At 65.7% G+C, this 24,748-nt stretch carries 21 protein-coding genes and 1 pseudogene; 12 read left to right on the plus strand and 10 right to left on the minus strand.

Annotation, left to right across the window (positions count from 1 at the left end; translation table 11 throughout):
* Nucleotides 1–20: 20 nt before the first annotated feature.
* From LRS03_RS26855 to LRS03_RS08935, 8 genes are all read left to right on the plus strand, one after another.
* The gene (locus LRS03_RS26855) at nt 21–1,022 is read left to right on the plus strand and encodes a Bug family tripartite tricarboxylate transporter substrate binding protein (RefSeq protein ID WP_374685098.1); all 1,002 of its coding nucleotides are present in this window, start codon (nt 21–23) and stop codon (nt 1,020–1,022) included.
* A gap of 70 nt (nt 1,023–1,092) precedes the next feature.
* Nucleotides 1,093–2,217 carry a porin gene (locus LRS03_RS08910; protein ID WP_257825086.1) on the plus strand — a complete coding sequence of 375 codons (1,125 nt, stop codon included), beginning with the start codon at nt 1,093–1,095 and terminating at the stop codon, nt 2,215–2,217.
* Nucleotides 2,218–2,241: 24 nt separating this feature from the next.
* On the plus strand, nt 2,242–3,111 hold the full coding sequence (locus tag LRS03_RS08915) for an HTD2 family dehydratase (RefSeq protein ID WP_257825088.1): 870 nt from the start codon (nt 2,242–2,244) through the stop codon (nt 3,109–3,111).
* 15 nt (nt 3,112–3,126) lie between these two features.
* Complete coding sequence (locus tag LRS03_RS08920) at nt 3,127–4,323, plus strand: CaiB/BaiF CoA transferase family protein (protein WP_257825090.1); 1,197 nt, start codon at nt 3,127–3,129, stop codon at nt 4,321–4,323.
* Complete coding sequence (locus tag LRS03_RS26525; RefSeq protein WP_308296406.1) at nt 4,320–4,610, plus strand: aldolase/citrate lyase family protein; 291 nt, start codon at nt 4,320–4,322, stop codon at nt 4,608–4,610. The genes LRS03_RS08920 and LRS03_RS26525 overlap by 4 nt, the downstream gene beginning before the upstream one ends.
* Nucleotides 4,610–5,152 (plus strand): HpcH/HpaI aldolase/citrate lyase family protein, encoded by a 543-nt coding sequence (locus LRS03_RS08925; protein WP_308296407.1) that lies wholly within the window; start codon nt 4,610–4,612, stop codon nt 5,150–5,152. The genes LRS03_RS26525 and LRS03_RS08925 overlap by 1 nt, the downstream gene beginning before the upstream one ends.
* Before the next feature lie 28 nt (nt 5,153–5,180).
* A complete protein-coding gene (gene pcaB / locus LRS03_RS08930) occupies nt 5,181–6,527 on the plus strand; it encodes a 3-carboxy-cis,cis-muconate cycloisomerase (protein WP_257825093.1) in 1,347 nt (448 codons plus the stop codon).
* 316 nt (nt 6,528–6,843) lie between these two features.
* Nucleotides 6,844–8,292 carry a tyrosine-type recombinase/integrase gene (locus tag LRS03_RS08935; RefSeq protein ID WP_257825095.1) on the plus strand — a complete coding sequence of 483 codons (1,449 nt, stop codon included), beginning with the start codon at nt 6,844–6,846 and terminating at the stop codon, nt 8,290–8,292.
* Between the two features lie 121 nt (nt 8,293–8,413).
* Here the strand turns inward: LRS03_RS08935 and LRS03_RS08940 are convergent, their stop codons facing one another.
* Nucleotides 8,414–8,656, minus strand: a complete 243-nt coding sequence (locus LRS03_RS08940; protein WP_257825097.1) for a helix-turn-helix domain-containing protein — start codon at nt 8,654–8,656, stop codon at nt 8,414–8,416.
* Nucleotides 8,657–8,746: 90 nt separating this feature from the next.
* On the opposite strand from LRS03_RS08940, the gene LRS03_RS08945 reads away from it, so the two are divergent.
* The 4 genes and pseudogenes from LRS03_RS08945 (at nt 8,747) to LRS03_RS08960 (ending at nt 14,510) form a co-directional block, all read left to right on the plus strand.
* Nucleotides 8,747–8,953: a hypothetical protein gene (locus LRS03_RS08945; RefSeq protein WP_257825099.1), complete on the plus strand. Its 207-nt coding sequence runs from the start codon at nt 8,747–8,749 to the stop codon at nt 8,951–8,953.
* 603 nt (nt 8,954–9,556) lie between these two features.
* A pseudogene (locus LRS03_RS08950) lies at nt 9,557–10,743 on the plus strand (elongation factor Tu).
* A 324-nt stretch (nt 10,744–11,067) separates the two neighbouring features.
* Nucleotides 11,068–12,240, plus strand: a complete 1,173-nt coding sequence (locus tag LRS03_RS08955) for a hypothetical protein (RefSeq protein ID WP_257825101.1) — start codon at nt 11,068–11,070, stop codon at nt 12,238–12,240.
* A 2-nt stretch (nt 12,241–12,242) separates the two neighbouring features.
* A complete protein-coding gene (locus LRS03_RS08960; protein ID WP_257825103.1) occupies nt 12,243–14,510 on the plus strand; it encodes a hypothetical protein in 2,268 nt (755 codons plus the stop codon).
* Nucleotides 14,511–15,037: 527 nt separating this feature from the next.
* Here the strand turns inward: LRS03_RS08960 and LRS03_RS08965 are convergent.
* From LRS03_RS08965 to LRS03_RS09005, 9 genes are all read right to left on the minus strand, one after another.
* Nucleotides 15,038–16,084 (minus strand): DMT family transporter, encoded by a 1,047-nt coding sequence (locus tag LRS03_RS08965; RefSeq protein ID WP_257825105.1) that lies wholly within the window; start codon nt 16,082–16,084, stop codon nt 15,038–15,040.
* Nucleotide 16,085: 1 nt separating this feature from the next.
* Nucleotides 16,086–16,466: a hypothetical protein gene (locus tag LRS03_RS08970; protein ID WP_257825107.1), complete on the minus strand. Its 381-nt coding sequence runs from the start codon at nt 16,464–16,466 to the stop codon at nt 16,086–16,088.
* Nucleotides 16,467–16,477: 11 nt separating this feature from the next.
* Entirely contained in the window at nt 16,478–16,852 is a 375-nt protein-coding gene (locus LRS03_RS08975) for a hypothetical protein (protein WP_257825110.1), read from the minus strand.
* A gap of 59 nt (nt 16,853–16,911) precedes the next feature.
* Nucleotides 16,912–20,034 (minus strand): efflux RND transporter permease subunit, encoded by a 3,123-nt coding sequence (locus tag LRS03_RS08980; RefSeq protein WP_257825111.1) that lies wholly within the window; start codon nt 20,032–20,034, stop codon nt 16,912–16,914.
* An 11-nt stretch (nt 20,035–20,045) separates the two neighbouring features.
* A complete protein-coding gene (locus LRS03_RS08985; protein WP_257825112.1) occupies nt 20,046–21,164 on the minus strand; it encodes an efflux RND transporter periplasmic adaptor subunit in 1,119 nt (372 codons plus the stop codon).
* Nucleotides 21,161–21,742, minus strand: coding sequence for a hypothetical protein (locus tag LRS03_RS08990; RefSeq protein ID WP_257825113.1), 582 nt, complete (start codon nt 21,740–21,742; stop codon nt 21,161–21,163). Before LRS03_RS08990 ends, LRS03_RS08985 begins: the two co-directional genes overlap by 4 nt.
* A complete protein-coding gene (locus LRS03_RS08995; RefSeq protein ID WP_257825114.1) occupies nt 21,739–22,854 on the minus strand; it encodes a TolC family protein in 1,116 nt (371 codons plus the stop codon). The genes LRS03_RS08990 and LRS03_RS08995 overlap by 4 nt, the downstream gene beginning before the upstream one ends.
* A gap of 201 nt (nt 22,855–23,055) precedes the next feature.
* Nucleotides 23,056–23,418 carry a hypothetical protein gene (locus LRS03_RS09000; RefSeq protein WP_257825115.1) on the minus strand — a complete coding sequence of 121 codons (363 nt, stop codon included), beginning with the start codon at nt 23,416–23,418 and terminating at the stop codon, nt 23,056–23,058.
* 420 nt (nt 23,419–23,838) lie between these two features.
* The gene (locus tag LRS03_RS09005; RefSeq protein WP_257825116.1) at nt 23,839–24,462 is read right to left on the minus strand and encodes a tyrosine-type recombinase/integrase; all 624 of its coding nucleotides are present in this window, start codon (nt 24,460–24,462) and stop codon (nt 23,839–23,841) included.
* Between the last annotated feature and the right edge of the window lie 286 nt (nt 24,463–24,748).

Below are 24,748 nucleotides of genomic sequence, written 5' to 3' on the forward strand. Positions count from 1 at the left end.
ATGTGTTTTCCAGACCCCCAATGCCCGAGACGGCAGGAGACAAACCCATGAAGCAACTGATCGCCCCGATCCTGGCTGCCGGCCTCGCCGCCGCGGCCGTGCCGGCCCATGCCCAGGCCCCCGCCGCATACCCGACGAAGACCATCACCATCGTCGTGCCCACCGCCGCCGGCGGCGCCAACGACGCGATGGCACGCACGATCGCGCAGAAGCTCGGCCCCATGCTGGGCCAGACCATCATCATCGACAACCGCGCGGGGGCCAACGGCTCCATCGCCAGCGAGTACGTCGCTCGCGCGACGCCGGACGGCCACACCTTGATGCTCGGCTACATCGCCACGCACAGCATGAACCCGGCCTTGCAGAAGCTGAAGTACGACCCCGTGCGCGACTTCGAGCCGATCGGCCTGGTGGGTTACTCGCCGACGCTGATGGTGGCCAACTCGAGCGTCGCCGTGAAGGACGTGCGCGATCTGGTCGCGCAACTGAAGGCCAAGCCCGACAAGTTCACCTACGCCTCGGCGGGCAACGGCACCGCACCGCATTTCGCCGCCGAGCTGTTCAAGCTGAGCACGGGCACGGTGATGACGGGCGCGCCGTACAAGGGCTCGGCACCGGCCATCAGCGACACCATCGGCGGCCAGACGCAGTTCATGTTCCCCAGCCTCTTCACCGCGTATCCGCACGTGAAGTCGGGCAAGTTGCGCGCGCTCGCCATTGCCGGCCCCTCGCGCTCGAAGGCCTTGCCCGATGTGCCGACGCTGAAGGAAGCCGGTGTCGAGGGCGTCGATGTGACCCAGTGGTACGCGATCTTCGCCCCCGCCAAGACGCCCAAGCCCATCGTCGACAAGCTCAACAAGGCGCTCAACGAAGTGCTCAAGGACAAGGAGATCATCAAGCGCATCGAGGACCACGGCGCCGACGTGGAGACCAGCTCGCCCGAAGCGCTCGGCGCGCTCGTGAAGAGCGAACTCGCCAAGTGGCAGCGCGTCGTGCAGGCGGCCAAGCTCGTGGCCGACTGACGCGCCCTCCTCTTCCCCTACGCCCCATTCCCCACAAGCAGGCGCCTCGATGCGCACAGGAGACACAACAATGAACCCGCGCTTCCCGACCCTTTCCCAAACGGCCATCGCCCCGTTTCCCTGGACCACCTTGTTCGTGATCGCGGCGTGCGGCGCCTTCAGCCCCAAGGCCGCAGCCCAGAGCAGCGTCGTGCTCTGGGGCGTGGCCGACAGCGCCGTGCGCCATGTGAGCAACGAGGGGCGCGGCAGCGTCAAGTCGCTCGTGAGCGGCTCCAACTCGACCAGCCGCCTCTCGTTCCGCGGCACCGAAGACCTGGGGGGCGGGCTGAGTGCCGGCTTCCACCTGGAGCACGGGATCCTGCTGGACACCGGCGCAACGGCGTCGAGCACCCAGTTCTGGGACCGTCGCGCCACCGTGAGCCTCATCAGCCGCCCCCTGGGCGAGATCCGCCTCGGACGGGACTTCGTGCCGAGCTATTCGAACTGGAGCCGCTACGACCCGTTTTCCTACGTGGGCGTGGCGGGGTCTAACAACTTCGTGAGTGCCACGCCGGTCGGCCCGATCCGCTCGGCCTATGGCAGCGGCGTCAACACCACGGTGCGCTCCAGCAATGCCGTGCAGTACCTGCTGCCGGGCGGCCTGGGCGGCGTGGAAGGCGGCGCGATGGTGGCCGCTGGCGAAGGCGGCACCGCCGCCAACGGCCAGCACAAGGTGATCGGCGCACGCCTGGGCTATGCGGCGGCGCAATGGGGTGTGTCGGCCGCGCACACGCGCACCGAGAACGACCTCACCCTCGTCGGCACCCACCAGGACAGCGCCATCGGCGCGCACCTCTCGCTTCCCGTCGTTCGCCTGTCGGCGGCCTATCGGCAGTTCAAGTACGACCTGGCGAAACAGCGCAACGTGCTGTTCGGCGTGGTGGTGCCGGTCGGCAGCAGCGGCGAGGTCAAGGCGTCTTACAACCGGGTGGATCTGAGCGGCCGCGTCGGCGCCACCGTCATCGACGCCAACGGTGCCACGCAGATCGGCCTGGGGTACGTTCACAGCCTGTCCAAGCGCACGGCGCTGTATGCCACGGGCTCCCGCATCGGCAACAAGGGCGCGGCCACGTATGCCGTGCCGGGCGGCCCCGCGGGGCTGGCCGGCGGCGGCAGCTCCACGGGCTTCGAGGCGGGCCTGCGGCACTCGTTCTGATTTCGACACATCGCGAGGTTCCGAATGAGCAACACCACCGAGCTGGGCCCGCTGTCGCAATGGGTTGGCCGCAGCGAGACGGTGCACGACCGGATCGGCGCCACCCCCGTCAAGGCGCTTGCCGCGACGCTGGACCATGAGCCGCTGCCCGCTGCGCACGAGGGCGACGAGCTCCCTCCGCTGTGGCACTGGCTGTACTTCCTGCCGCTTCACCGCCAGTCCGAGATCGGACCGGACGGGCACGCGCGCCGAGGCGGCTTCCTGCCGCCCGTGCCGCTGCCGCGGCGCATGTGGGCGGGTGGGCAGTTCGAGTTCCGATCGCCCCTGCGCGTGGGCGACGCCATCGCCCGCACGTCCACCATCGACGACGTGACGGTCAAGGAAGGCCGCACCGGCACGCTGGTGTTCGTGAAGGTCCGGCACGAGGTGCGCTGCAACGGCGCGGCAGACCCGGCGCTGACCGAGTTCCACGACATCGTCTATCGCGAGGCACAGCGGCCCGACGATGTCGCCCCGCCTCCTCAGGCGGCACATGCGGGTGCGACCTGGCGACGCGTGATCGTGCCCGACGACGTGCTGCTGTTCCGCTACTCGGCGCTGACCTTCAACGGCCACCGCATCCACTACGACCGCCGCTACGTCACTGGGACGGAGGGCTACCCCGGCCTCATCGTGCACGGCCCGTTGATCGCCACCTTGCTCATGGACCTGCTTCGGCGCGAGCTGCCGGACGCGAAGGTCGGGACCTTCCGCTTCAAGGCCGTGCGGGCCACGTTCGATCTGCACCCCTTCCACGTCAACGGCAGGCTCGAGCCCGACGGCAAGACGGTGCGGCTGTGGGCCCACGACCATGAAGGGTGGCTGACCATGGACGCCACCGCGACGCTGCGATGACATGAAGGCACCGACATGCAACCCTTGAAAGGCCTCACCGTCGTCACCCTCGAACACGCGATCGCCGCGCCCTTCGCCACCCGGCAGCTCGCCGACCTGGGCGCGCGCGTGATCAAGATCGAGCGGCCCGGCAGCGGAGACTTCGCCCGCGGCTACGACGAACGTGTGCGTGGCCTCGCCTCGCATTTCGTCTGGACCAACCGCTCAAAGGAAAGCCTCACGCTCGACGTGAAACATCCGCAGGCCGCGGCCCTGCTCGAACGCCTGATCCTCGAGAAGGCCGACGTGGTGGTGCAGAACCTCGCGCCGGGTGCTGCCGCGCGGCTGGGCGTCTCGCACGCGGCGCTGTCGCCGCGCAAGCCAGGCCTCATCGTGTGCGACATCTCCGGCTACGGCGATGACCTGGAGCACCCGGGCCCCTACCGCGACAAGAAGGCCTACGACCTGCTGATCCAGAGCGAGGCGGGTTTCGTGTCCATCACCGGCACACCCGACGAGCCGAGCAAGGCCGGCCCCTCCATTGCCGACATCGCCGCCGGCATGTACGCCTACACCAACATCCTCGCCGCCTTGATGCAGCGCGCGATCGACGGCCAGGGCCGGCGCATCGATGTCTCGATGCTGGAGGCGATGAGCGAGTGGATGGGCTACCCGCTCTACTACGCCTTCGACGGCGCATCGCCGCCCCCCCGCAGCGGCGCGAGCCACGCCACCATCTACCCCTACGGGCCCTTCCCCACCGGCGACGGCAAGACGGTGATGCTGGGCCTGCAGAACGAGCGCGAGTGGGCCTCCTTCTGCGACAAGGTGCTGCGTCAGCCGGCGCTCGCGCGCGACGAACGGTTCGCCTCCAACTCGAAGCGCAGCGCCGCACGCGCCGAGCTGCGGGCGCTGATCGTCGACGCGTTCGCGAGCCTCAGTGCGACCGAGGTGCTCGGCCGGCTCGACGATGCGCAGATCGCGAACGCGCAGGTCAACGACATGCACGACGTGTGGCGCCACCCCCAACTCGCCGCACGGCAACGCTGGGTGGAGGTCGACACGGCCGCCGGCCGCATCCCTGCGCTGCTGCCTCCGGGCACGGACACCCGCGACGGCGGGCCCCGCATGGACCCGGTGCCAGCCCTCGGCGCGCATACCGACGCCATCCTGCGAGAACTCGGCCTGGACGCACAGGCGATCGGCGAGCTACGCGCACAGGGTGCGGTATGAGCGACACCCCACCCGCCGCCACCGCACGCACCTTCCTCTTCGTTCCGGGCAACCGCCCGGAGCGGCACGGCAAGGCGCTGGCCTCGATGGCCGACCAGGTCGTGCTCGACCTGGAAGACGCGGTGGAGCCCGCTGACAAGGCCAAGGCACGCGACGCCGTGGCCGCCACGCTGGAGGCCGCGTCGTTCGACGAACGCCAGCGCATCGTGGTGCGCCTCAACGATCCGTCGACCGACTGGTATGCGGACGACCTCGCGATGCTGCGCGCCAGGGGGCGCAGGCCGTGATGCTGCCCAAGGCCGAGCACGCCACACAGATCGCCGCCCTGAGGCGAAGCATTCCGCAGCTTGCAGTGCTGCCGCTGGTGGAGAGCGCGCTGGGCGTGACCCACGCCGCTCAGCTGGCCCAGGCCGCCGGCGTCGTCCGCCTGGTGTTCGGCACGCTCGACTTCGCGCTCGACCTCGACCTGTCGGGCGACCCGGTCGGGCTGGACCATGCGGCCAGCGTGCTGTCACTCGCCTCGCGCGCGGCGCGCATCGCCTCCCCGGTGGCAGGCGTGACACCGGAGATCGCGGACGACGAGCGCCTGCGCTCGGACCTTGCGCGTGCACGGGCCCACGGTTTCGGCGCGAAGCTGTGCATTCACCCGCGGCAGGTGGAGCATGTGCACGCCGCCTTGCGCCCCACCGCGGACGAGCTGTCGTGGGCGCAACGGGTGGTGAAGGCCGCCGCCAGCGCCGAACGCGCCGTCCAGCTCGATGGCCGCATGGTCGACCGCCCGGTCGTGCAACGCGCCCACGCATTGCTGGCGCGAGCTGCCAGAACCTGATCGACTCGAACCATTCAAGGAGAACACCATGCCGTCCACCATCATCGACTCGTCGATCTTCCAGGGCATCTTCAGCACCGACGCGATGCGCAGGGTCTGGTCCGACGAGAACCGCACGCAAAAGTACCTGGACGTCGAGGCCGCGCTCGCGAAGGTCCAGGGCCGTCTCGGCCTGATTCCTCAGGAGGCGGCCGACGAGATCGTGAGCCACTGCCATCTCGACCAGATCGACATGGTGAAGCTGCGTGCCCAGACCGAGCGCATTGGCTACCCCATCCTCGGCGTGGTGTCGCAGCTCAACGCGCTGTGCCGCGACAAGCTCGGCGAGTATTGCCACTGGGGCGCCACGACGCAGGACATCACCGACACCGCGACCGTGCTGCAGATCCGCGAAGCGCTCGAGCTGGTCGACGCCGACCTTGCGGCCATCTCCAAGGCCATGGCCGATCTCGCCCGCCAGCACCGGCTCACGCCGATGATCGGGCGCAGCAACCTGCAGCAGGCCATTCCGGTCACCTTCGGCTACAAGATGGCGGGCATGCTCTCGGCCATCGAACGCCACCGCACGCGGCTGGCACAGTTGCGGCCCCGTGTGCTGGTCGGCGAGTTCGCCGGCGCGGCGGGCACGCTGGCGTCGCTCTCCACCGGCGCGATGGAAACGCAAGCCGGCCTGATGACCGAGCTGGGCCTGGGCCAGCCCGACATCGCCTGGCACACCATCCGCGACAACATCGCCGAAGTGGGCTGCTTCCTCGGCCTCGTCGGCGGCACGCTCGGCAAGCTCAGCATGGACGTGAAGCTGATGATGCAGACCGAAGTGGCCGAGGTGTACGAGCCCTTTGCCCACGGACGGGGCTCCAGCAGCACCATGCCGCAAAAGCGCAACCCCATCTCGAGCTGCTACATCCACGCCCAAATCTCGGTCGTGCGCCAGCAGGCGGCCTCGCTGATGGACGCCATGGTGGCCGACCATGAACGCAGCACCGGCCCGTGGGAGATCGAGTGGATCGTTCTGCCCGAGATCTTCTGCCTGATGGCCGGTGCGTTGAAGCAATCGCTCTTCGTGCTGCAGGGCCTGGAGGTCGATGCGCAGCAGATGCGCGCCAACATCGACATCACCGGCGGACTCGTGATGAGCGAAGCGGTGATGATGGGCCTCGGCCCCTACCTCGGCCGCGAATACGCGCACGACCTCGTCTACGACATCTGCCGTGAAGCGGTGAAGCAGAAGCGACCGCTGCTCGACCTGCTGTGCGAGAACGCCGAGATCAGCCGGCACCTGGATCGACCCGCCCTCGAGTCGCTCTGCGACCCGCAGAACTACCTCGGGCAGTCAGCGGTGATGGTGGATCGGGTGCTGGGAAAGCTGCGCTGAGCTGCCGGCCCACCAACCGGCGGGCCGCGCAAAGAAAAACGGGTTAGCTTGCTTCCAAGCTAACCCGTTGATTTTTTTGGCGGAGTGGACGGGGCTCGAACCCGCGACCCCCGGCGTGACAGAAGAGTATTCGTGGACGGCAGCGAACAATAGCGAACAAGAAGTCGAGTGAAATCAATGGGTTAGCGCGGACCGCTATTCGCGCGAGTTCGTCAAAGTTCGTAGACTGCCCTCAAACGGTTTACCCCTTGGTTTACCCCACAGGCAGCTCTCGATGACGCGATACCCAAAAGGCGGACCGGGCACCCGGTGGAGTGTGGCCGAACTCAAGGCTATTCCGAAGGAGTGGAAAGGAGACACGCTGAGCGACGGTGACGGCTTGAGCGGAGAGGTTCGCGCCGCAGGTGACGGAGCGGTCTCCATTCGATTCAAGAGCGCCTTCAAGTGGCAAGGCAAGGTCACTTGGCATCAGTGTGGAACGTGGCCAGTAGTCAGCATGGTCGACATCCGGCAGCGCCGTGACCAAGCCCGTGCAGCCCTCAAGACTGGCCTGAACCCAAACGACCAAAAGAAGGCCAACCGGATCGAGCAACAGAGCCGGCTTGAGGCGACGATCGTCGAAGCCGAGAAGCAGAAGGCCGCCCTGCTCACTTTCGAAGAAATGTTCGAAGCATGGCTCTCGACGGGAGTCTCGAGAGACGACGGCAATGCCGAGTTGCGCCGAACGTTCAACAAAGACGTACTTCCGGAGCTCGGCCGGAAACCGATAAGCGCCATCACCGATCAAGACTTGATCGCGGTACTGAGGAAGATTGGCCGAGATCGGGGTGCGGGTCGAACGGCCCAACGGATGCTCACCGAACTGAGACAGCTCTATCGCTGGGCCGGCAAGCGCCAGCCTTGGCGCGGACAACTCACCGATGGCAATCCAGCCGAGTTGGTGGAGCCTGATCAAGTCGTTCGGGAAGACTACGAAGACGGCGTCCGCGAGCGAGTGCTATCGGCGGAGGAGCTACGGGAACTGGCCAACATTCTTGTGGCGATGCGGCGCGACCATGAGGCTCTTCCCGCAGGTAGCCGATCAGACCTTCCTCGTCCCCTCAAGCGAGAGAGCGAACTCGCCCTGTGGATCGCCCTCTCCACTCTTTGCCGCATCGGCGAGATCTTGAAGGCGCGATGGGAACATGTCGACGTTGAGACGGGCGAATGGTTCCTGCCAGCTCAGAACACCAAGACCAAGGTTGCAATGATGGTCTACCTGTCACCATTCGCCCTGCGTCAGTTCGAGCAGCTAAAGCTCCTGACCGGCCATACCGACTGGTGCTTCCCCGCTCGGCCGGAAGGCAGAGTCCGGGACGGCGCGGCGTGTGCCGACACGCACGTCGATCTCAAGAGCGTCAGCAAGCAGGTCGGCGACCGGCAGATCATGTTCATGAGCCGCACAGGCCCCCTGCCCCGGCGGCGCAACGACAACGCGCTGGTCCTTGCCAAAGGCAAGAACGGCGAATGGACCCCTCATGACCTGCGCCGCACTGGCGCCACGATGATGCAGGCCCTTGGCGTTCCGCTGGACGTGATTGACCGTTGCCAGAACCATGCGCTGCCGGGTCCTCGGATACGTCGCCACTACCTCCACCATGAGTACGCACAGGAGAAGCGGGACGCTTGGCGCCTTCTCGGTGAAACGCTGAGTTCAATAGTCGCAGCGCAAACGCCAACATCACCGCCGGTTCAAGCGAATGTGGCAGAAGACGCTTTGATCTGATCTGCCCGACGCCCTGAGCTGACTTGCCCACCGCGTCGTGCGTTCGTCGCAAGCGACGCCCGCCGCCGTGGACAAGTCGTCGCGGTCGATGCTCATGCGGCGGTTGGCAAGCGTCACAAGCTCAAGCGGGGACGAGCAACTCCCACGGCGCCACGCCGAGCGCCGCCGCCACACGTTCAATGTTGTCAAGTGAGATGTTTCTCGCTTGCCGCTCGGTGTGAGCCACGAACGTGCGGTGAAGCCCGCACTCGAAAGCCAGCTCCTCTTGCGACCACCCACGCTCCTTGCGCAGCCGAACGATGTTTTCGGCCAGCACTGCCCGTGCGCTTGCATTGGTTGAGCGGTGAGAGCGAGCCCCGGGCATGGCCCGAAGTCTTCAGGCGTCGAGCTTTTACGTCAGCCGCGTTTAAGTCACAATCTGATTACCAGCCATTTCGCTGGTCTGGAGATTGGTATGAAAACGATCCTGAGCCTTCTATTTGCCCCTGTTGATTGGCTGTCCACCCGGCTCGTCCAATTCATGACGCGAGGGTTCGATCTGAGAGGGCCCTTTCTCCTAACGAGTTCGCGTTCAGATGCACCACGTCGTGCGCCCAACATCGACGGAACACCAATGATCAGCGACACGATCGACATGAAGGGGAAGCCGTTTGGTTTTTGAGGGCGACACCCTTCAGTGCTGAACCACGCAACGCGCGTGTTGCCAGCCCGAAGGCGTAGTGTTAGTCTCCCGCTCCCAAAAAGTTGATCCCCGCATTGAGGCCTGTGGCCCAACGCAAGAGACATTCGATGAAGCCGCTCCTGAACTCGCAAGACGTGTCGACAGCCCGCATCACGGCGGCGGATTCATCACGCCTTGAATACGCAGCACTGCGTTCCTAGAGCCCTGCACGTCCGGAGGCTCGGCCTCCTGAGTTCATCAAGACCCGGTAGGCCATAAGCCACCGGGTTTTTTGTTTTTTGTTGCCGATTTTTGATGAGGTGGACATGAGCCCCGAACGAGACCGTCTTTCCGCTGCACGCGCCCTGGGCGCCGTGCTGCTCGTCGCATCCGTGGAGTGGTTCGTGTAGAGCCTCCCGAGCCTTTGTGCGCCTGGAGGTCCACCCTTCAGGCCCAGAAGCCTGCCGGGTGGTCACCACCCCGCAGGCTTTCTTTTCGCCCGTACGTCGGGCAACCCGAGTTTGGCGCGCGCGCCGACACCCCCGTCGAGAACTTTGCCTGGCCAGCAGAACGATCGGCTTCTTGACCCAACTGGAGAACATCATGATCAACAAGATCCACGTCAACGTCGGAACCATCGGCCACGTCTATCACGGCAAAACGACCCTCACGGCTGCGCTGACCTTTGTGCAAGCTGCCCGCACCGGCGGCCGAGCACTGTCCTATGGGCAAATCGACAACGCAAAGAAAGAGCGCGAGCGCGGCATCACGATCAACACCTCGCACGTCGAGTACGAGTCGGAGCTGCGCCACTATGCGCACATCGACTGCCCGGGCCACGCCGACTACATCAAGAACATGATCACCGGCGCCTCGCAGATGGACGGCGCGATCCTGCTCCGAAGGCGCCGCCCGGCAGACCATCGAGCACGTGCTGCTGGCACGCCAGGTCAACGTGGGTCACATCGTGGTGTTCGTGAACAAGATGGACCTCGTGGCCGACAGCGACCGGGCCGACATCGAGCAGCTGATCGAAATGGAGATCGGCACGCTGCTGGCCACGCACGGCTACCGCGACGTCACGTTCGTGTTCGGCAGCGCGATGAAGGCGCTGGCCGCTGCCGAGCGCGGCGGAAGCTCGACGGCCCCGACGTGCAATGCGTGATCGAAGTCTCGTGAACGCGCTGGACACGCGCATCCCTGACCCGGTGCGTGACTACGACGGCCCGTTCATGATGCCCGTCGAAGGCGTGCACACCATCGCCGGCCGCGGCACCGTGGTGAGCGGCCGTGTGGAGCGCGGCGTGATCCGCGTCGGCGACGCCGTGGAAGTGGTGGGCCTCAGCACGGCCGAAGACGGCCAGGTGGTCGTGACGGGCGTGCAGTCGTTCCACAAGGACGTCGCCGAAGCGCGTGCCGGCATGAACGTCGGCCTGCTGCTGCGCGGGGTCAAGCGCGACGACGTCGTGCGAGGCCAGGTGCTGGTGAAGCCCGGCACCGTGAAGCCGTACCGCACGGGTCGTGCGCAGATCTTCGTGCTCAGCAAGGCCGAAGGTGGGCGCCACACGCCGTTCGGCTCGGGCTACCAGCCGCAGTTCTTCTTCGGCCCGACCGACGTGACCGGTGTCCTCCACGTCGACACCGAGACCGGCCTGGTCGAGCCGGGCGCGCAGGCGCAGATCAGCTTCGAGCTGAACAAGCCTGTGGCCATCGAGAACGGCATGCGGTTCGCGATGCGCGAAGGCGGCAAGACCGTCGGCGCAGGCATCGTGACTGAGGTGCTGGGCTGAAAGGCTGAGCTGTACTGGCCCCTGTCGCTTGATAGTCGAGTGACAGGGGCATTTTTGATTTGTGGGTCACATCGCCCGTGCCCAGCGCGGAACGAAGGACCGCTACAGACTGGACTCCGACGTTTGATGGCGTAGAAGCAGACTAACCCTACAGCCTGGGTCCTGTCAGGTGGACCGAGCGTCCAAACGACGGCGTTCTCTGAAAACAAGAGCGACGCGGCGGCCATGTGAGGCCGCGCAGGTGGAGGAGCATGGCCCGGCGCGGTTGAGCGGAACTGCTAGAGTCAATCCGAAGTTCAACTAGATGCAGCGCTTTCTCTTGCCATGAACCCAGGTCCCGCGGCCCTAGAAGTTCGCCTCCCAGAGGCGCTACTGAACGACTTCGGATGGGCCGAGGGCCTGACTGGGGCGAGGCATGTCCTGCTCGTCATCCCTGCGGACTACCCGCAGCTGAGCACTGCTGCTCCCGCTGCATCAGAAGTGATCGGAATTCAGCGGCTCATTTCCCTGGCGCGTAAGGCGGTGATAGGCGTCGCCTGGGATGCGCAAGCGTGGGAAAAGGTCAGGGCTCAACCAGCGCTCTTTCCGCTGCTTTCGGCGGTGCTCGCGCTGCGGCAGGTGCAGCATTGGACGCAAGGCGCCGAGGCTCGCGTGAGCTTGGATGTGTCTGCGACACAGCGGGCTGTGACTACGCACCGGCTCGCTAAGGCGGCGGCATTCGCGAGCGACCTGGCTATTTGCGTGGAGGGGGCGGGTGATGGGCTGTCTGGAGACATCTACGACCCGAGAACGCTGCGGCTACACCCGCGTAGCTTCTTCGAGTCTCTCGCCGTCGAAGCGCTTACGACGGGCACTGTGACTGTCGAAGCAGCGGAACGTCTCTACAAAAACGCTTCCCTCTTGGGGACCATGCTCGCGGAGCTGATTGAGAACTCGGACATGCACGGGCGGCTGGACGCATCCGGCCGACCGATTCTCGAGGCGGGCCTTCGCGGTCTTGTATTCAGGCGACTAACGCTGCCGATGCATATACCGAGGGCAGGGAAGGACTCGCCAACGACGCGGGACGTGCCGTGCTTCGAGGCGTCAATCTTCGATTCGGGCATCGGGTACTTCGCCTCCTACACCCGAGCCCCGTTGCAGCCCGACACTGACCTAAAGCTTGAGTGGCAAGTCCTGCACAACTGCCTTGAGCGCCACTATTTTCCGAAGTTGGCAGATGGACGGCCTGGTCATCGGGGTATGGGGTTGTACGAGGTACTTCGGGCACTTCAGGTTCTGAAGGGCCGAATTGAGTTCAGAACTGGCCGGCTCTATGCATACCGAACCTTTCTCCAAGGCGAGTTGCAGGCGCAGATGAAGCCTAAGGCGCCGCTCGCGCATTTGGCTTGGCCCGAGCCGCGATTGTTGGATCACGACAAGAAGTACGTCGCCATCCCCACACAGCATGAAGTACTTGTGGGCTCGTCGGTCCGCATCATTGTTCCGCTAGATTGACGATGGCACTATCGCTGAATACACGTCATCGTGAGCGTCAGTTCGAAGCTGACGCTCGGCTCCTGGTCTTCGATAGCTACTCGCTCACAAGCGCTGACATCTCCGACGAAGTCCGCAATCTGATTAGTCGAAGGCCCCTCACTAGAAACATATTCATCGCTACCCCTTTCATTAAGGGCGCCGAGTTGGAGAAGCTTCTCACTGAAGGCGGAGCCGCTGCCCGTGCTGCCGCCGGCCTGCGCGAGGACGACCTGCGCCTGTGGATGCTTGACCTGAGGCAAGTGGGTCAGGAACTGAAGCTGCAGGTGCAGGACTTCGCAGCAGGACAGGCAGGCAGTGCGCCCAGCGCGACGGCGAGTGGGAATTGGAAGGACTTGGACCGCGAGCTGGTGGAAGGCTGGCTTTTTGACCTGTTCGACTCTGCAGGTGCATTGGTGCACGCGCCCGCAGGGGTGCACTTTACGAAGTCGTCTGGTAAGCACTCCACGGCGTTCTTGCGCACCAGCAGCACGCTGCTGTCAGGTGCAGCCTGCGGCATCCTTGCGATGGTGGCCTTAGCGCGTCTGCACCACATGCCGCCCCGGCGCATCTTCGTGGACACGGCGCCGCTGCTCTCCGTGGCTTACGCTATGTCGGCGGTCGCCAAGGCGCGAGACTACTGGAGTGCCATGGCACCCGTGCAGTCCTTCAGCTCGTATGGAGGAAAGGATAGTTTGCCACGGCTGACGCTAGGCGACATCGTCGTTGTGTCTGCTTCGACCTCTGGTGGACTGGCCAAGGAATTACTGGACAAGGGAGTTCGCAAGGAGTCTCTATTGACCCTGTACTTCCTCGCTTCTGAGCCAGGTCATTCCAGCATGGGTGCGATTGCCTGTGACCTGACCATCAAAGCGGAGCGGACCTTTGGCTACCAGCCAATCAAGAGCTACAAATCTCAGGGTTGTCCGCTTTGCGAGCTGGGCTTCGTCAAGGCCGAGCTTGAAGGTGACCAGTTCCTTCTGGACCGCCGTAGCGTCAAGCGCTTGCGCCTTTTGCTGTCTACGCAGGACGGTGAATCTCGAAAGCTGTTTGATAAGACTGCGAGAGCTTTTGCATGGGAGGTCGCCCTCTACTCGAAGCCCCCGGGGCGCACCAGCATTGAACTGCGACAGGATTCAGTCCTTTGTGCCGGCGGTGTCTTCGAAGACGAGTTCGCCAGGCTCCTCGAGCGTTACGCGCCCACGCCCTTGAACCTGGTGGTGTGTTGCGGCATGAGCCCCGATGTTGTTCAGGCTGTTGCCGCCCGCCGGGGCGTAAGCAAGGTGCTGGATGGAGCCGAGTTCTTGGACCAGCGCGAACTGGAATCACGCAACTGGGAGGCAGGCGCGCGCCGGAACGCATTGGTTGTCTTCGCTGTACTGCAAGACCACTCCTTAGCGCGGACGGTTAACGCCGTCCTGCGTGGCGTGTGCAATGGAGGTAACGTCGCCTACGTTGCTGCGCTCACAGTTGCGGAAACCTCACGTGGCGCCAAGGACCTTGAGGTCTTCCTCACTTTCGGCTCCCGCGGCCCGGACACCTTCACCTATAAGGCCGCCGGCCGCCTTCTGCTACCTTACAACACCGAAGAGGCGTCGCCGTGGGACAAAGAACGAGCGTTGCTCCAGCGCCTTCAGACCGGCTCCAAGCTCTCGCCGCAATTGCAAACCCGATTGAAGCTTCTCCAGCAAGCAGGGGTAGCGCACGAGCAGCTGTTCTTGCCTGCGTTGGCGGGACACGAGTTGAGAGTCTCTCCGGACTTTGTGTTTCTCGACACGAACGTCAGGCCCGAACAGGTAACCCAGGGCGACATCTACGCCATCGTGAGCAACGTATTGGCCTGCGCGCGCGCAGGGGCAGACAATGCGAGTCTTGACCGACCTCCGGTGCGTTCGGCCCTCACGCCTGCGTGGCGACAGACCTCTCTATTCCAGACCCTCCTGTGTCCGTCCAACTTCAAGGACTTTAACGACGCTGTGCTGCGCGCTGCATTGCTCCGAGCGTCAACTGAGCAGGAGATGAACTACGTCCTGGACGACTTGCTGAGCGCCGAGATGCTCGATCTGCTCGTCGGACAAGTTCAGGCGTTCACCGGCAGGGCGGGCGACTCTTTGCCAGAGTTCCTACTCGCCCTCGCCACAGGCCGACTGCGCCTGACGCGGTCGCACACCGTGCAGTTGCGACAAGCTATGACGACGTCTGCACTTCCGGATTACGTCAAGCCTCTGGTTAGCGCAATCCCGGAGACCTGACAGTCATCTCGCGGCCGTCGCCGGGGCCATGTTGGACACGGTCGTCTGCGCAACCAGTTCCCTTCCAGCCGCACCTGACCATTACTCTGGGCGCTTGGGATTGACAGCTCCGTCCTGGAGCGGTTGTCGTCATCGCTGGCAGTGACCGGCCGCACCCGGTCTGAAGCCGCCGCTCAATTTCAAAGTCAGGTATGCAGCGGTTGCTGCCGGTCGCCGCCAAAGCTTTCATTCGCAGTCTCGACCACATAGCGGACTTAGAGGGCGAAGAGACTTGCTGCCGCCTGGTCCGCTTCCCACGGCACAGCGGACATCGAAGGGGGCAACGGCAAAGTGCATCGCACGACTGGCCGATATGACAGGGGACGAGCAGTCGCTTCGACCCAAGGCAGCCCTCGCCTTGGAGGACTGTCGTGCTTAAAGAAGGCGCTCACTGTGCCTGGCGGCAGGCTTAGTAATGTCGGACGCGTCCACGATTCTGAGTGACTGATGGGTATCACGAAGCCTGAGTCGATTCACCGACACTCCCGTCAGTGCCGGTGCCCGTGATGAGCATCAGGCACATGCGGATGGGTGTGCCTGCTGGCAGTGTGACGATGGAGATGGCTGTGCGGCGCGACCGGCATCGGATAGTGCTCATGGTCGTGGTGGCCGTCGTCATGCGAATGAGCGTGCTCATGCTCCAGCGCCTCGTGTTCATGCTCGTGGTCGTGCGACTCCATCAGGTGAAGCAGCACGCCCAGCAGCATCAAGGCACCACCCATCGCAATGCCCCAGCTGGCGCTGCGGTCGCCGAGCAGCAGTGCGAACAACGCGCCGATGAAAGGTGCGAAGGCAAACACCGAACCCGTGCGCGCCGCCCCAAACTTTCGTTGCGCCAGCAGGTAGAGCTGCAGGCTCGCGCCGTACCCGGTTGCACCGATGCCCAGCAAGGCGGCTGCGGCCAACGGGGTTGGCATCGGTTCGCCGAATGAGATGGCCAGGCCGGTGGTGATGAGCACCCCGAGCGCCGATTTCGCAAGCACGACCTGCGCCGGGTCGCGCTCCGCAACGCCGCGCGACAAGGTGTTGTCGAGCCCCCAGGCCGCCGTGGCGACCATGATGGCCAGCAGACCCAGAAGCTGAACACCGCCTTGCTGCCCGCGATCGAGCACCAGGACCACACCGCCCAGCAGCAGCAGCGCCATCGCCAACCAAACGCGGCGATCCATCACCTCGCGGTAGAGCGCCCGGGCCAGCACGGCGGTGAACACGGCTTCCAGCGTGAGCATGAGCGAGGCGCTCGTGCCACTGGTGTGTTGCAGCCCCCACGCCAAGGCGACGGGGCCAAGCGCCGCTCCGAAAAGCGCCATGGCGGTGACCCGTGGAAGATCTGACTTGCGCAACGCTGCTTCGCGCTGCGGCGGCCGCCTCAGCACGGCGCCAATCAGCGCGGCACCGGCGTAGAGCAAAGCCGCCGTCGTGAAGGGGCCCAGCGACGCTCCGAACTTCTGCACCAGCGGCGTGCTGATGCCGAACAGCCCCGCAGCGGCCAGCGCGAGCAGACCGCCCGTGACCGCTGGTCGATTCATCAGCATGTCATCGCCGTTTCAGATGAAGGGTCAGCTCGACTGACCCGCCCGAGTTGTTGGTCCATGACCAGCAGTATTCCTGTGCCGAGGCCGCGGTGAACACAGCATCGGCACGGGTGGTGCGGTCTTTGCGGACCAGCACCGTCACCGTCTTTCCGGCGCGTGCATGCACGTTGAAGTCCACTGAGGCGCTGGTCTTGTAACGCCACTGCACCTTTGCGCCCGTTTCGAGCCGCTCACAGACCTCGGCCGTGCCTTCGGCCGGCATGCGCAGCCGCTCCAGGTAGCTCTGCTGCGCATCCCAGGGAACGGGCGACATGACCATGGTTTCTGTGGCGTGCAACGAGCCCGCGCTGCACAGCACGAGCGCAGCGGTGGCCTTCAGCACGAGCGGCTCGCTTACTTGACCGTGAAGCGCACGGTGACGACCTTGCCGGTTGGCAGCGTCACGGCGGCGACCGCCTTCGAGCCCGCAGCCAGCTTGGCGCCCTTGGCCTGCAGCGCGTTGTCGCCGCTCGGCACCAAGTCAACCTCGGCCTTGTCGGCGCCATTGAGCACCGTCAACTTGCCGCTTGCGCCCTTGGTGGCGAAGGGCTTGCCGTGGTCGTCGATGTAGAGCAAGGCGCCATCGGGTTGCCCAACCAACTCGAAGCCCAGGTCGCTGGCGCTCTGCACGATGCCCCCATGCTTGGCAGGGGCCGGGCCGTGGGCCTGTGCGCTCATGGCGCCGAATGCCATGGCCATTGCCGCGAGCGGCATGAAAATCTTCTTCATCGTCTACTCCTTCAGTGCTGGGAAACGCTTCAAGGCGGCCTCCCGTTGGCCTGTTCTGATCAAAGTGCTTCCTGGTCGGCGATGGCGACCAGTCGCTCGGTGGGCTTTCGCCCCACCGCCGCAAACACCAGTGGTGTGATAACGGTGTCCAGCAAGGTTGAGCTGACAAGCCCGCCGAAGATCACCACCGCCACAGGGTGCAGGATTTCCTTGCCGGGCGCATCGGCGGCCAGAAGCAATGGTGTCAGGGCGAACGCTGCCACGAGCGCGGTCATCAGCACCGGCGTCAGCCGCTCCAGCGAGCCGCGCACGATCATCGGCTGGCCGAAGGTCTCGCCCTCGAACTTGCACAGGTTCACGTAGTGGCTGACCTTGAGGATGCCGTTGCGCGTCGTGATGCCGGCCAGGGTGATGAAGCCGACCATCGACGCCACCGACAGGCTCACGCCAAAGAGCCACATCGCGATCACGCTGCCGATGAGCGCCAGCGGGATGTTGGCCATGATGACGCCGGCCAGCACCGCCGAGCGGTAGCGCGAATACAGCACCAGAAACATCAGCGCCAGCGACACCAGCGAGAGCAACACGATGAGCTGCGTCGCCTGCTCCTGCGCCTGGAACTGGCCTTCGAGGCTCACGAAGTAGCCGGTGGGGAGGCGCGTTTCGGCCATCGCCGCACGGATGTCGCCCACCACGGCGCCGAGGTCGCGCCCGGAGCTGTTGGCATAAACGACGATGCGGCGGCGGCTGTTCTCCCGGCCGATCTGGTTCGGGCCGTCGCCTTCTTCGAGGGTGGCGAAGCTCGAGACTGGCAGGCGGCCGGCGGGTGTGTCGACCACCACGTTCGCCAGATCCTGGGGTGAACGCCGTTCGTCCGGCAGGCGCAGCACGAGGTCGAAGCGCTTCGCGCCGTCGACGAGCTGCGCCACATGGGCACCTTCGGTCAGCGTCTGCAGGCTGCGCACGGCCTGGCCAGGTGACAGGCCGAGTTGCGCCGCGCGCTGCGGGTCGATGCGTACCTTGATCTGCGGGATCAACACCTGCTTCTCGACGGTGAGGTCCACCAGCCCCTTCACGCCGGACAGGCGCTGGCGCATCTGCTCGGCCAGGCCGCGCAGCGTGTCGGTGTCGTCACCGTAGATCTTCAGTGCGACCTGCGCCCGCACGCCGGACAGCAGGTGGTCGAGCCGGTGCGAAATCGGCTGGCCGATGGCCACCGCGGCCGGCAGTTGCCCGAGCTGCGCGCGGATGTCGTCGAGCACCGCCTCGCGGCTTCGCTTGGAAGCTTTGAGGTCGACGTCGATCTCGGCCGAGTGCACACCTTCGGCATGCTCGTCCAGCTCGGCGCGGCCGGTGCGGCGGCCCACCTGGGTGACCTCGGGCACGGCGGCGATCAGCTGCTCGGCGACCGTGCCCATGCGGTTGGCCTCGGCCAGCGAGGTGCCCGGGTTGAACAACAGCGAGAGCACGAGCGAGCCTTCGTTGAAGGCCGGCAGGAAGCTGCGCGGGAAGAACGGCACGCTGGCCGCTGCGATCAGCGCGGCGAGCGCCGCCCCGGCGATCAAGGTCTTGGCCCGAGGGAACGACCAGGCCAGCAGCCGCTCGTCGTGGCGCTTGAGCCAGGCGACAAGCGGGCTGTCGCCATGCGACAGGCGCTTCATGCGCGGCAGCAGGTAGGCCGACAGCACTGGCGTGACCGTCATCGACACCAGCATCGACGCGAGGATGGACACGATGTAGGCGATGCCCAGCGGCGCGAAGAGCCGGCCTTCGATGCCCGGCAGCGCGAAGAGCGGCACGAAGACCAACACCACGATGATCGTGGCGTAGACGATGCCCGAGCGCACCTCCACGCTTGCCTGGCGCACGACTTCCCACGTCGGCAACGGGTCGGCCAGCGCCTTGTTCTGCCGCAGCCGGCGCACGATGTTCTCGACGTCGACCACCGCATCGTCCACCAGCTCGCCGATCGCAATGGCCAGGCCGCCCAGCGTCATCACGTTGATCGACTGCCCGAGCAGCTTGAAGACCAGTGCTGTCACCGCGAGCGAGAGCGGGATCGCGACCAGCGAGATGAGCGTGGTGCGCGCCGAGAGCAGGAAGGCGAAGAGCACGATCGCGACCATGATCGCGCCGTCGCGCAGGGCTTCGGCCACGTTGCCCACCGACGCCTCGATGAAGTTGGCCTGGCGGAAGAGCACTTGCGGGGCGGCAAGCCCGGGCGGGAGGCCGGGCTTGAGTTCGGACAACGCGGTGTCGATCTGCCGGCTGAGCTTCACCGTGTCGGCGCCCGGCTGCTTCTGCACCGAGACGATCACGGCTGGCAGGCCGTTGTAGCCGGCGTCGCCTCGCTTCAAGGCGGCGGCATAGCGCACGGTGGCCACCTGTTGCAGCAGGACCGAGCGCCCGTCGCGCCAGCCGACGGACACGGCTTTCAAGTCATCGGGGTTGATGGTCCGCGCGATGTGGCGAATGAGGTACTCGCGGCTGTTGAGGTCGACGAAGCCGCCACCGGCATTGCCTGCGAAGCCGCGCAGCGCGTCTTCGATCTGCTGCAGCGAGATGCCGAGCAGCGCCATGCGCGCGGTGTCGGGCTCGACGCGGAGCTGGCGCACCTCGCCGCCAATGGGGATGACCTGCGACACGCCAGGGATCGACAGCAGCCGCGGGCGCAGCACGAAGTCGGCGTACTCGCGTGCCTGCATGGGCGTGACGGGTGCGACCTTGGCGTCCTGGGGCGCGACGATCGGCAGGCCGATCAGCATGATCTCGCCCATGATCGACGAGACCGGCCCCATGGTCGGCGACACGCCAGACGGGAGCTGCTCGCGCACCAGGGCGAGGCGCTCGCTCACGAGTTGACGGTTGAGGTACAGCGGCGTGCCCCAGTCGAACTCGGCGTAGACGATGGACAGGCCCACGCCTGAGGTCGAGCGCACGCGCGTCACACCCGGCATGCCGTTGAGCGCGGTCTCGATCGGGAAGGTGACGAGTTGCTCCACCTCTTCGGGCGCCATGCCGCCGGCTTCGGTGAGCACGGTGACGAGCGGTTTGTCGAGGTTCGGGAACACATCCACCGGCGTGCGGCTGGCGGTGAAGGCGCCGTAGACCATGAGCAGCAGCGCCACGGCGAGCACGAAGAGCCGGTTGGCCAGGCTCGCACGAACGATCCAGTTGAACATCGTGCGCGTCCTCAGCGGATCTGGTTCACCAGCGCCGCGCCTTGCACGACGACGCGGTTGTCGGCGGCAAGACCCTTGGTCACGAGCACGGTGGCCGCGTCGAGGGTCTGCAGCTGCACCGGTTGCGGCACGAAGCGTTCGGCCGTCGCCTTGATCCACACCACTGGCTCATTCGCCGGGTTGCGCACCACGGCAGAGGCCGGGAGCACGATGCCTTCGGTTTCGGTCTTGAGGCGCGCAACTACGGTCACCGGCTGACCGATCGCAAGCGGCGCCGCGTCCTTGGCCGCGGTGGCGCGGAAGGTGATGGGCAGCACGCCGTCGCGCAAGGCACGTGCGGCGCCTACCGGCGTCAGGCGGTAACCCGGCAGCAACTTCAGCTCGGCCCCGCTTAACAATGCGGCCAGCGTCGGGTCGGCCACTACCGCCTCGACGAGCAGCCGGGCCGGGTCGACGACCTCGAACATCAGCTCACGTGCATCGACCACCTGGCCGACCAGCACGTCGGCGCGTGCGATCACGCCCGACACCGGCGCGGTCACCGGCTCGCGTGACGACAAGCTGCCACCGATGCTGCGCTCGCGCGTTTGCAGGCCGGCGAGTTCGCTGCGAGCCGCTTCGATCTCCTTGCGCGGGGTCGTGCCCTCCAGAGATTCCAGCCGGCGCAGCCGTTGTTCGGCCACTTCCCGGGCGGTGCGCAGCTCGGCGAGCTGCGACTGCTGGTTGGCTTGCGCGAAAGGCTCAGCGTGGTGGCGCAGAAAGGCGAGCACTTGGCCCTTGCGCACCGCTTGGCCGGCCACCGGCAGACCCTGCGGACCGGGCTCGACGGTGCCGCCGTGTGAGGCCTGGACACGCCCACCCGCGTTCGGGTCCATCACCACGCGCCCGCTCAACTCCACCGATCCAGCGGCTTTGCCAAGCGGGGCGATCACCGTGCGCAGCCCCATGCGTCGTTGCGACAGCTTTGGCACGTTGACACTGCCGTCGGGCAGGCGCACCAGCCCCGACCCCGAGGGGCCGGCCGCCGTGTCGAGGTGCTCGCCGTTCGGTCCATGCGCACCGGGGCCCGCGATGGCCACCGTCGCGACCATCATCAAGACGCTGAGACTCCAGCGGATCGAGCGCTTCATGCTGCGCTCCCGAGAGCCGTACGGCGGCGGATGCTTCGCAGGGCCACGGCACCTGCGCCCAGCAGCAGCAAGACGACGCCTCCAGCCCATGCCCACCTCGGCACACCATGCGCATGCTCGGCGGAAGCGGCCTCGACCTTGAGCACGCCGTCCAGCAGGTCGCTTTCCTTGCCGGTGCTGATGGTCACCACCAGCGCATGCTCGCCCGGGCTGGCCAGGGCCTTGAGGAAGGCTTCGTCGGCCACGGCGTAGTCGCCATGGTCCGCGTGGAACTTGGCCACAGCCTTGACCTGTCCGGTCTGCACTTCCACCTGGGCGCCGAGCACCGGCTCGTTGGTGGCGAAACGGTCGATCAAGATCGAGAGTTCGTCTTCGGCGAGCGTGGCGACCAGCTCGAAGTCTTCGGACTTGGTTTCCATGCGTGGCGCCGTCGACGCCACCGAGTGGCTGTGGCCGGCCGGGCCGTCGAGGTGCTCGCCGTTGGGGCCGTGCGCGCCTGGGCCTGCCCAGGCGGCAGCAGCGATGCAGAGGCAGGCCGCGAGGGTCGTGTGTCGAAGGATTTTGTGGGTGTTGTTCATGGTGTGATTCCTTGGGCGTGTGCCAAGCGGGACTGCGCGAGGCCGAGCGCTGCGCGGGCCCGGGCCAGGTCGGCTTGTGCGGTCGAGGCTGTGGCCAGCGCCCGCAGCAGATCGGGCAGGCCCATGTCGCCGGCGTTGAAGGCCTTGCGCACGAGTTGGCTGCGTTCGCGTGTGAGGGCGTCGCGTGTCTCTTCGGCCTGCACGCGTGCTTGTGCGGCTTCGAGCACTGCCTTGGCCTGGGCGAGATCGGCTTCGACACGAAGGCGCGCGTTGTCGGACTGCCGTTGGGCCAGCGTGACCGCCGTCCAGGCCTCGGTCTCACGCGGACGGTTGCGCACGTCGGCACCGAACGGAATCCGCACCCCGATGCCCGCGCTGGTCCGGGACGTGCCTGGGCCGTCAGCCTCCTGCCGCAGCCCGACACGAAGCTCGGGTGGGTCGCGGCGCGTGGCGGTGACTAGGTCGGCATTGCGTCTGGCCTGCTCCAGCGCGCGTGAAGCGGATTGCAATGCCGGATGGGACTCGATCGTGTTGCCGTCGCCGTTGTCGGCGCCAGCCAGGGCAGACGCAGGCGCCGCGAGCCCGGTCAACAGGGTCCACTGTCGATGGGCGTCCGCAAGCTTCAGCGCTGCCTCCCGGTGTACGGCTTGAGCCGCCAGCGCCTCGCTGCGGGCGCTCAGATGATCGGCTCGCGCGAGATCACCGGCACGCACCCGGCGCTCGACATCGCTGGCGACCTGTTCAAGCGTGGAGGCATGGGCCTTGGCTTGCGCCTCGTCGGCGCGGGCCGCTTCGATCGCCCAGACGGCGTCGCGCACCTGGCCTGCGATCTGCCAGCGGGTGTGGCGGCGGTGCGCGTCGGCCAGTGCGACGTCGGCATCGCCCGCGGCCTGGCGTGCGCTGCGCACACCGGGCATTGCCAGCGGCAAGGCCGTGGCAACCTCGCTCTCGCGGCTGTCGCCTTGGCCGGCACGGTGGGAAAGCTCAATCGCCGGGGCGCCGGCTAGAAGGCTGCCGGCCAGTGCGCGCCGTGCGTCGGCACGCTCGCGGCCTCCGTCCGCCTCCGCAGCAGAAACGGCACGCTGCCAGGCGGCATCAACGGCCTGCGCCAAGGTGGGAGAAGGACTGGATGGCGCCGAAGCGGGCTGAGCCCAGCCGGTTGACCAGCACGCCGCCAACAAGGCGGCCACGCCTGCGCACAGGCGAAATCTTGAAAGTGACATTCGACAGATCCGAACCGAGCGTCACAGCCACACCCGAAGGCGATGACCGCATGACGCGAACGAGACGCTGCGCTCACGCGCAGCGCGCCATTAGCAGGAACGGGAGTCGAAACGTGGAGGTCGTATCGGCCCTTCGATGAAGGGCGGTGGGGCGGCCTGCCTGCTCACACGCAGCGGTGCCCCGTCGGCAGGTGATGGGAACTGGAGGCTCAAGGCTTGCACGACCAGGACGGGGGTGGTGACCCAGTCGTCGCCATGCAAATGCACCGCCGACTCGTCGGAATCGTCCGCGCGCATGCCGCCTTCGTCATCGTGGTGATGCGCCTGGTCGGCGTAGTGCGCCAACGCATGGCCACTCTCGTCGACCACCAGCGCGACCGACTTGCCCACGGCAGCAAAGCCGTAGCAAGGGATCAGGATCGCGACGATGAGGGCAACGAGCCAACGGGACATAGCGCCAGTCTAGCCGGTCGAGTTTCAGGGCGGGGTTAAGGCCGAGTAAAGCTGTACCTTGCGGCTGCAGTAGACGTTTCGCATCGCGAAGTCCTCACGAGCAACGCCGACCGCGTCGCTGACTCACCTCGTGCGCGATGAGCGCGTTCGCGAACGGACACGTGCCGGGCTGGCGAAGCGTTCAGGCGCGCAATGCGCGCTGGGCGTTGCATGAGCTCTCGCACGCCGTGTCGGCACCTCATGGCAAGGCCTGCAGCGCAAACAACACAGCACATCCGACGGGACCATGCAGGCCAGGCTGCGACTGAGAAGGTTGGCAATGAGAGAGAGCGGAAGTGCATGACTCCGCCAGTGAGTTGCAACAGAGGGCAGGCCGCGCCTGACTTGCCTTAGGAGAGGCGCGGCCAAAATCACAGCTGTTCAAATCTCGGTTTGCTCCGAGATCTCAAGGGCATCGTCCACTTCGATCCCCAAGTAGCGAACTGTCGACTCGAGTTTGGAATGGCCGAGTAGTAGCTGGACTGCTCGGAGGTTTTTCGTGCGTCTGTAGATCAACGTCGCCTTCGTTCGCCGCATCGAATGGGTTCCATAATTGGCGCGGTCCAGACCCAGCTCGTCGACCCAGTGGCCCAGGATCCTTGCGTACTGCCGAGTGCCAAGGTGGGGTGAATCGTGAAGACGACTGGGGAAGAGGTAGTCCTCTGACTTCAGCCCAGCCTGCTTGATCCACGCCTGGAGTGAGTCACGGGTGGCCTGCGTGATCTCGAACTGCACCGGGCGCTGCGTCTTGTGCTGCATGACGATGGCGCGCGACGCCATCTGTTCTCCGTGGCTGACGTCCCGGACCTTTAGGGCAACGAGATCGCAGCCGCGCAGCTTGCTGTCAATTCCTAGGTTGAACAGGGCGAGTTCGCGAACCCGGCTCTCCATCTGAAGCCGAACACGCAGCGCCCAAATTTCCTTCAGCTTGAACGGCGCCTTCTGACCGACGATCTTGCCCTTGTTCCATGGCTCGTGATGAGCCGCATTTCCTGTGGTACCCATGATGGTCTCCCATCGAGTTGAGGGTCACACAGCATGCGGCTAAGTGGAACGTCGGGAGTGGCCACAAGATCGTGCCGATGGACCGCTTCCCGGAGAGCCTTGAATGGGTGGTCACGGCCAGCTGCAGTCGGTCACGACCGACAGCTTCAGGGCATTTCAGCTAGTCAACCTGCTGCTGGCGTATCCTCAGCAGAAAACGTGAGGCCCCGCATGGACTTGAGGACTTGCTCCATTGCCGTTGCCCTCTTGGCAAATTCGGCAAACATTCATGCACTTGATGCCAACC

The sequence above is a fragment of the Rhizobacter sp. J219 genome, assembly GCF_024700055.1.
In the GTDB taxonomy this organism is placed as follows: Bacteria; Pseudomonadota; Gammaproteobacteria; order Burkholderiales; family Burkholderiaceae_C; genus Rhizobacter.

What these genes read in the sequence shown, in the direction of transcription:
- LRS03_RS26855 (WP_374685098.1), top strand. Translation starts at nt 21, where the DNA reads ATGCCCGAGACGGCAGGAGACAAACCCATGAAGCAACTGATCGCCCCG.
- LRS03_RS08910 (WP_257825086.1), top strand. Translation starts at nt 1,093, where the DNA reads ATGAACCCGCGCTTCCCGACCCTTTCCCAAACGGCCATCGCCCCGTTT.
- LRS03_RS08915 (WP_257825088.1), top strand. Translation starts at nt 2,242, where the DNA reads ATGAGCAACACCACCGAGCTGGGCCCGCTGTCGCAATGGGTTGGCCGC.
- LRS03_RS08920 (WP_257825090.1), top strand. Translation starts at nt 3,127, where the DNA reads ATGCAACCCTTGAAAGGCCTCACCGTCGTCACCCTCGAACACGCGATC.
- LRS03_RS26525 (WP_308296406.1), top strand. Translation starts at nt 4,320, where the DNA reads ATGAGCGACACCCCACCCGCCGCCACCGCACGCACCTTCCTCTTCGTT.
- LRS03_RS08925 (WP_308296407.1), top strand. Translation starts at nt 4,610, where the DNA reads ATGCTGCCCAAGGCCGAGCACGCCACACAGATCGCCGCCCTGAGGCGA.
- pcaB (WP_257825093.1), top strand. Translation starts at nt 5,181, where the DNA reads ATGCCGTCCACCATCATCGACTCGTCGATCTTCCAGGGCATCTTCAGC.
- LRS03_RS08940 (WP_257825097.1), bottom strand. Translation starts at nt 8,656, where the DNA reads ATGCCCGGGGCTCGCTCTCACCGCTCAACCAATGCAAGCGCACGGGCA.
- LRS03_RS08945 (WP_257825099.1), top strand. Translation starts at nt 8,747, where the DNA reads ATGAAAACGATCCTGAGCCTTCTATTTGCCCCTGTTGATTGGCTGTCC.
- LRS03_RS08955 (WP_257825101.1), top strand. Translation starts at nt 11,068, where the DNA reads ATGAACCCAGGTCCCGCGGCCCTAGAAGTTCGCCTCCCAGAGGCGCTA.
- LRS03_RS08960 (WP_257825103.1), top strand. Translation starts at nt 12,243, where the DNA reads ATGGCACTATCGCTGAATACACGTCATCGTGAGCGTCAGTTCGAAGCT.
- LRS03_RS08965 (WP_257825105.1), bottom strand. Translation starts at nt 16,084, where the DNA reads ATGCTGATGAATCGACCAGCGGTCACGGGCGGTCTGCTCGCGCTGGCC.
- LRS03_RS08975 (WP_257825110.1), bottom strand. Translation starts at nt 16,852, where the DNA reads ATGAAGAAGATTTTCATGCCGCTCGCGGCAATGGCCATGGCATTCGGC.
- LRS03_RS08980 (WP_257825111.1), bottom strand. Translation starts at nt 20,034, where the DNA reads ATGTTCAACTGGATCGTTCGTGCGAGCCTGGCCAACCGGCTCTTCGTG.
- LRS03_RS08985 (WP_257825112.1), bottom strand. Translation starts at nt 21,164, where the DNA reads ATGAAGCGCTCGATCCGCTGGAGTCTCAGCGTCTTGATGATGGTCGCG.
- LRS03_RS08990 (WP_257825113.1), bottom strand. Translation starts at nt 21,742, where the DNA reads ATGAACAACACCCACAAAATCCTTCGACACACGACCCTCGCGGCCTGC.
- LRS03_RS09000 (WP_257825115.1), bottom strand. Translation starts at nt 23,418, where the DNA reads ATGTCCCGTTGGCTCGTTGCCCTCATCGTCGCGATCCTGATCCCTTGC.
- LRS03_RS09005 (WP_257825116.1), bottom strand. Translation starts at nt 24,462, where the DNA reads ATGGGTACCACAGGAAATGCGGCTCATCACGAGCCATGGAACAAGGGC.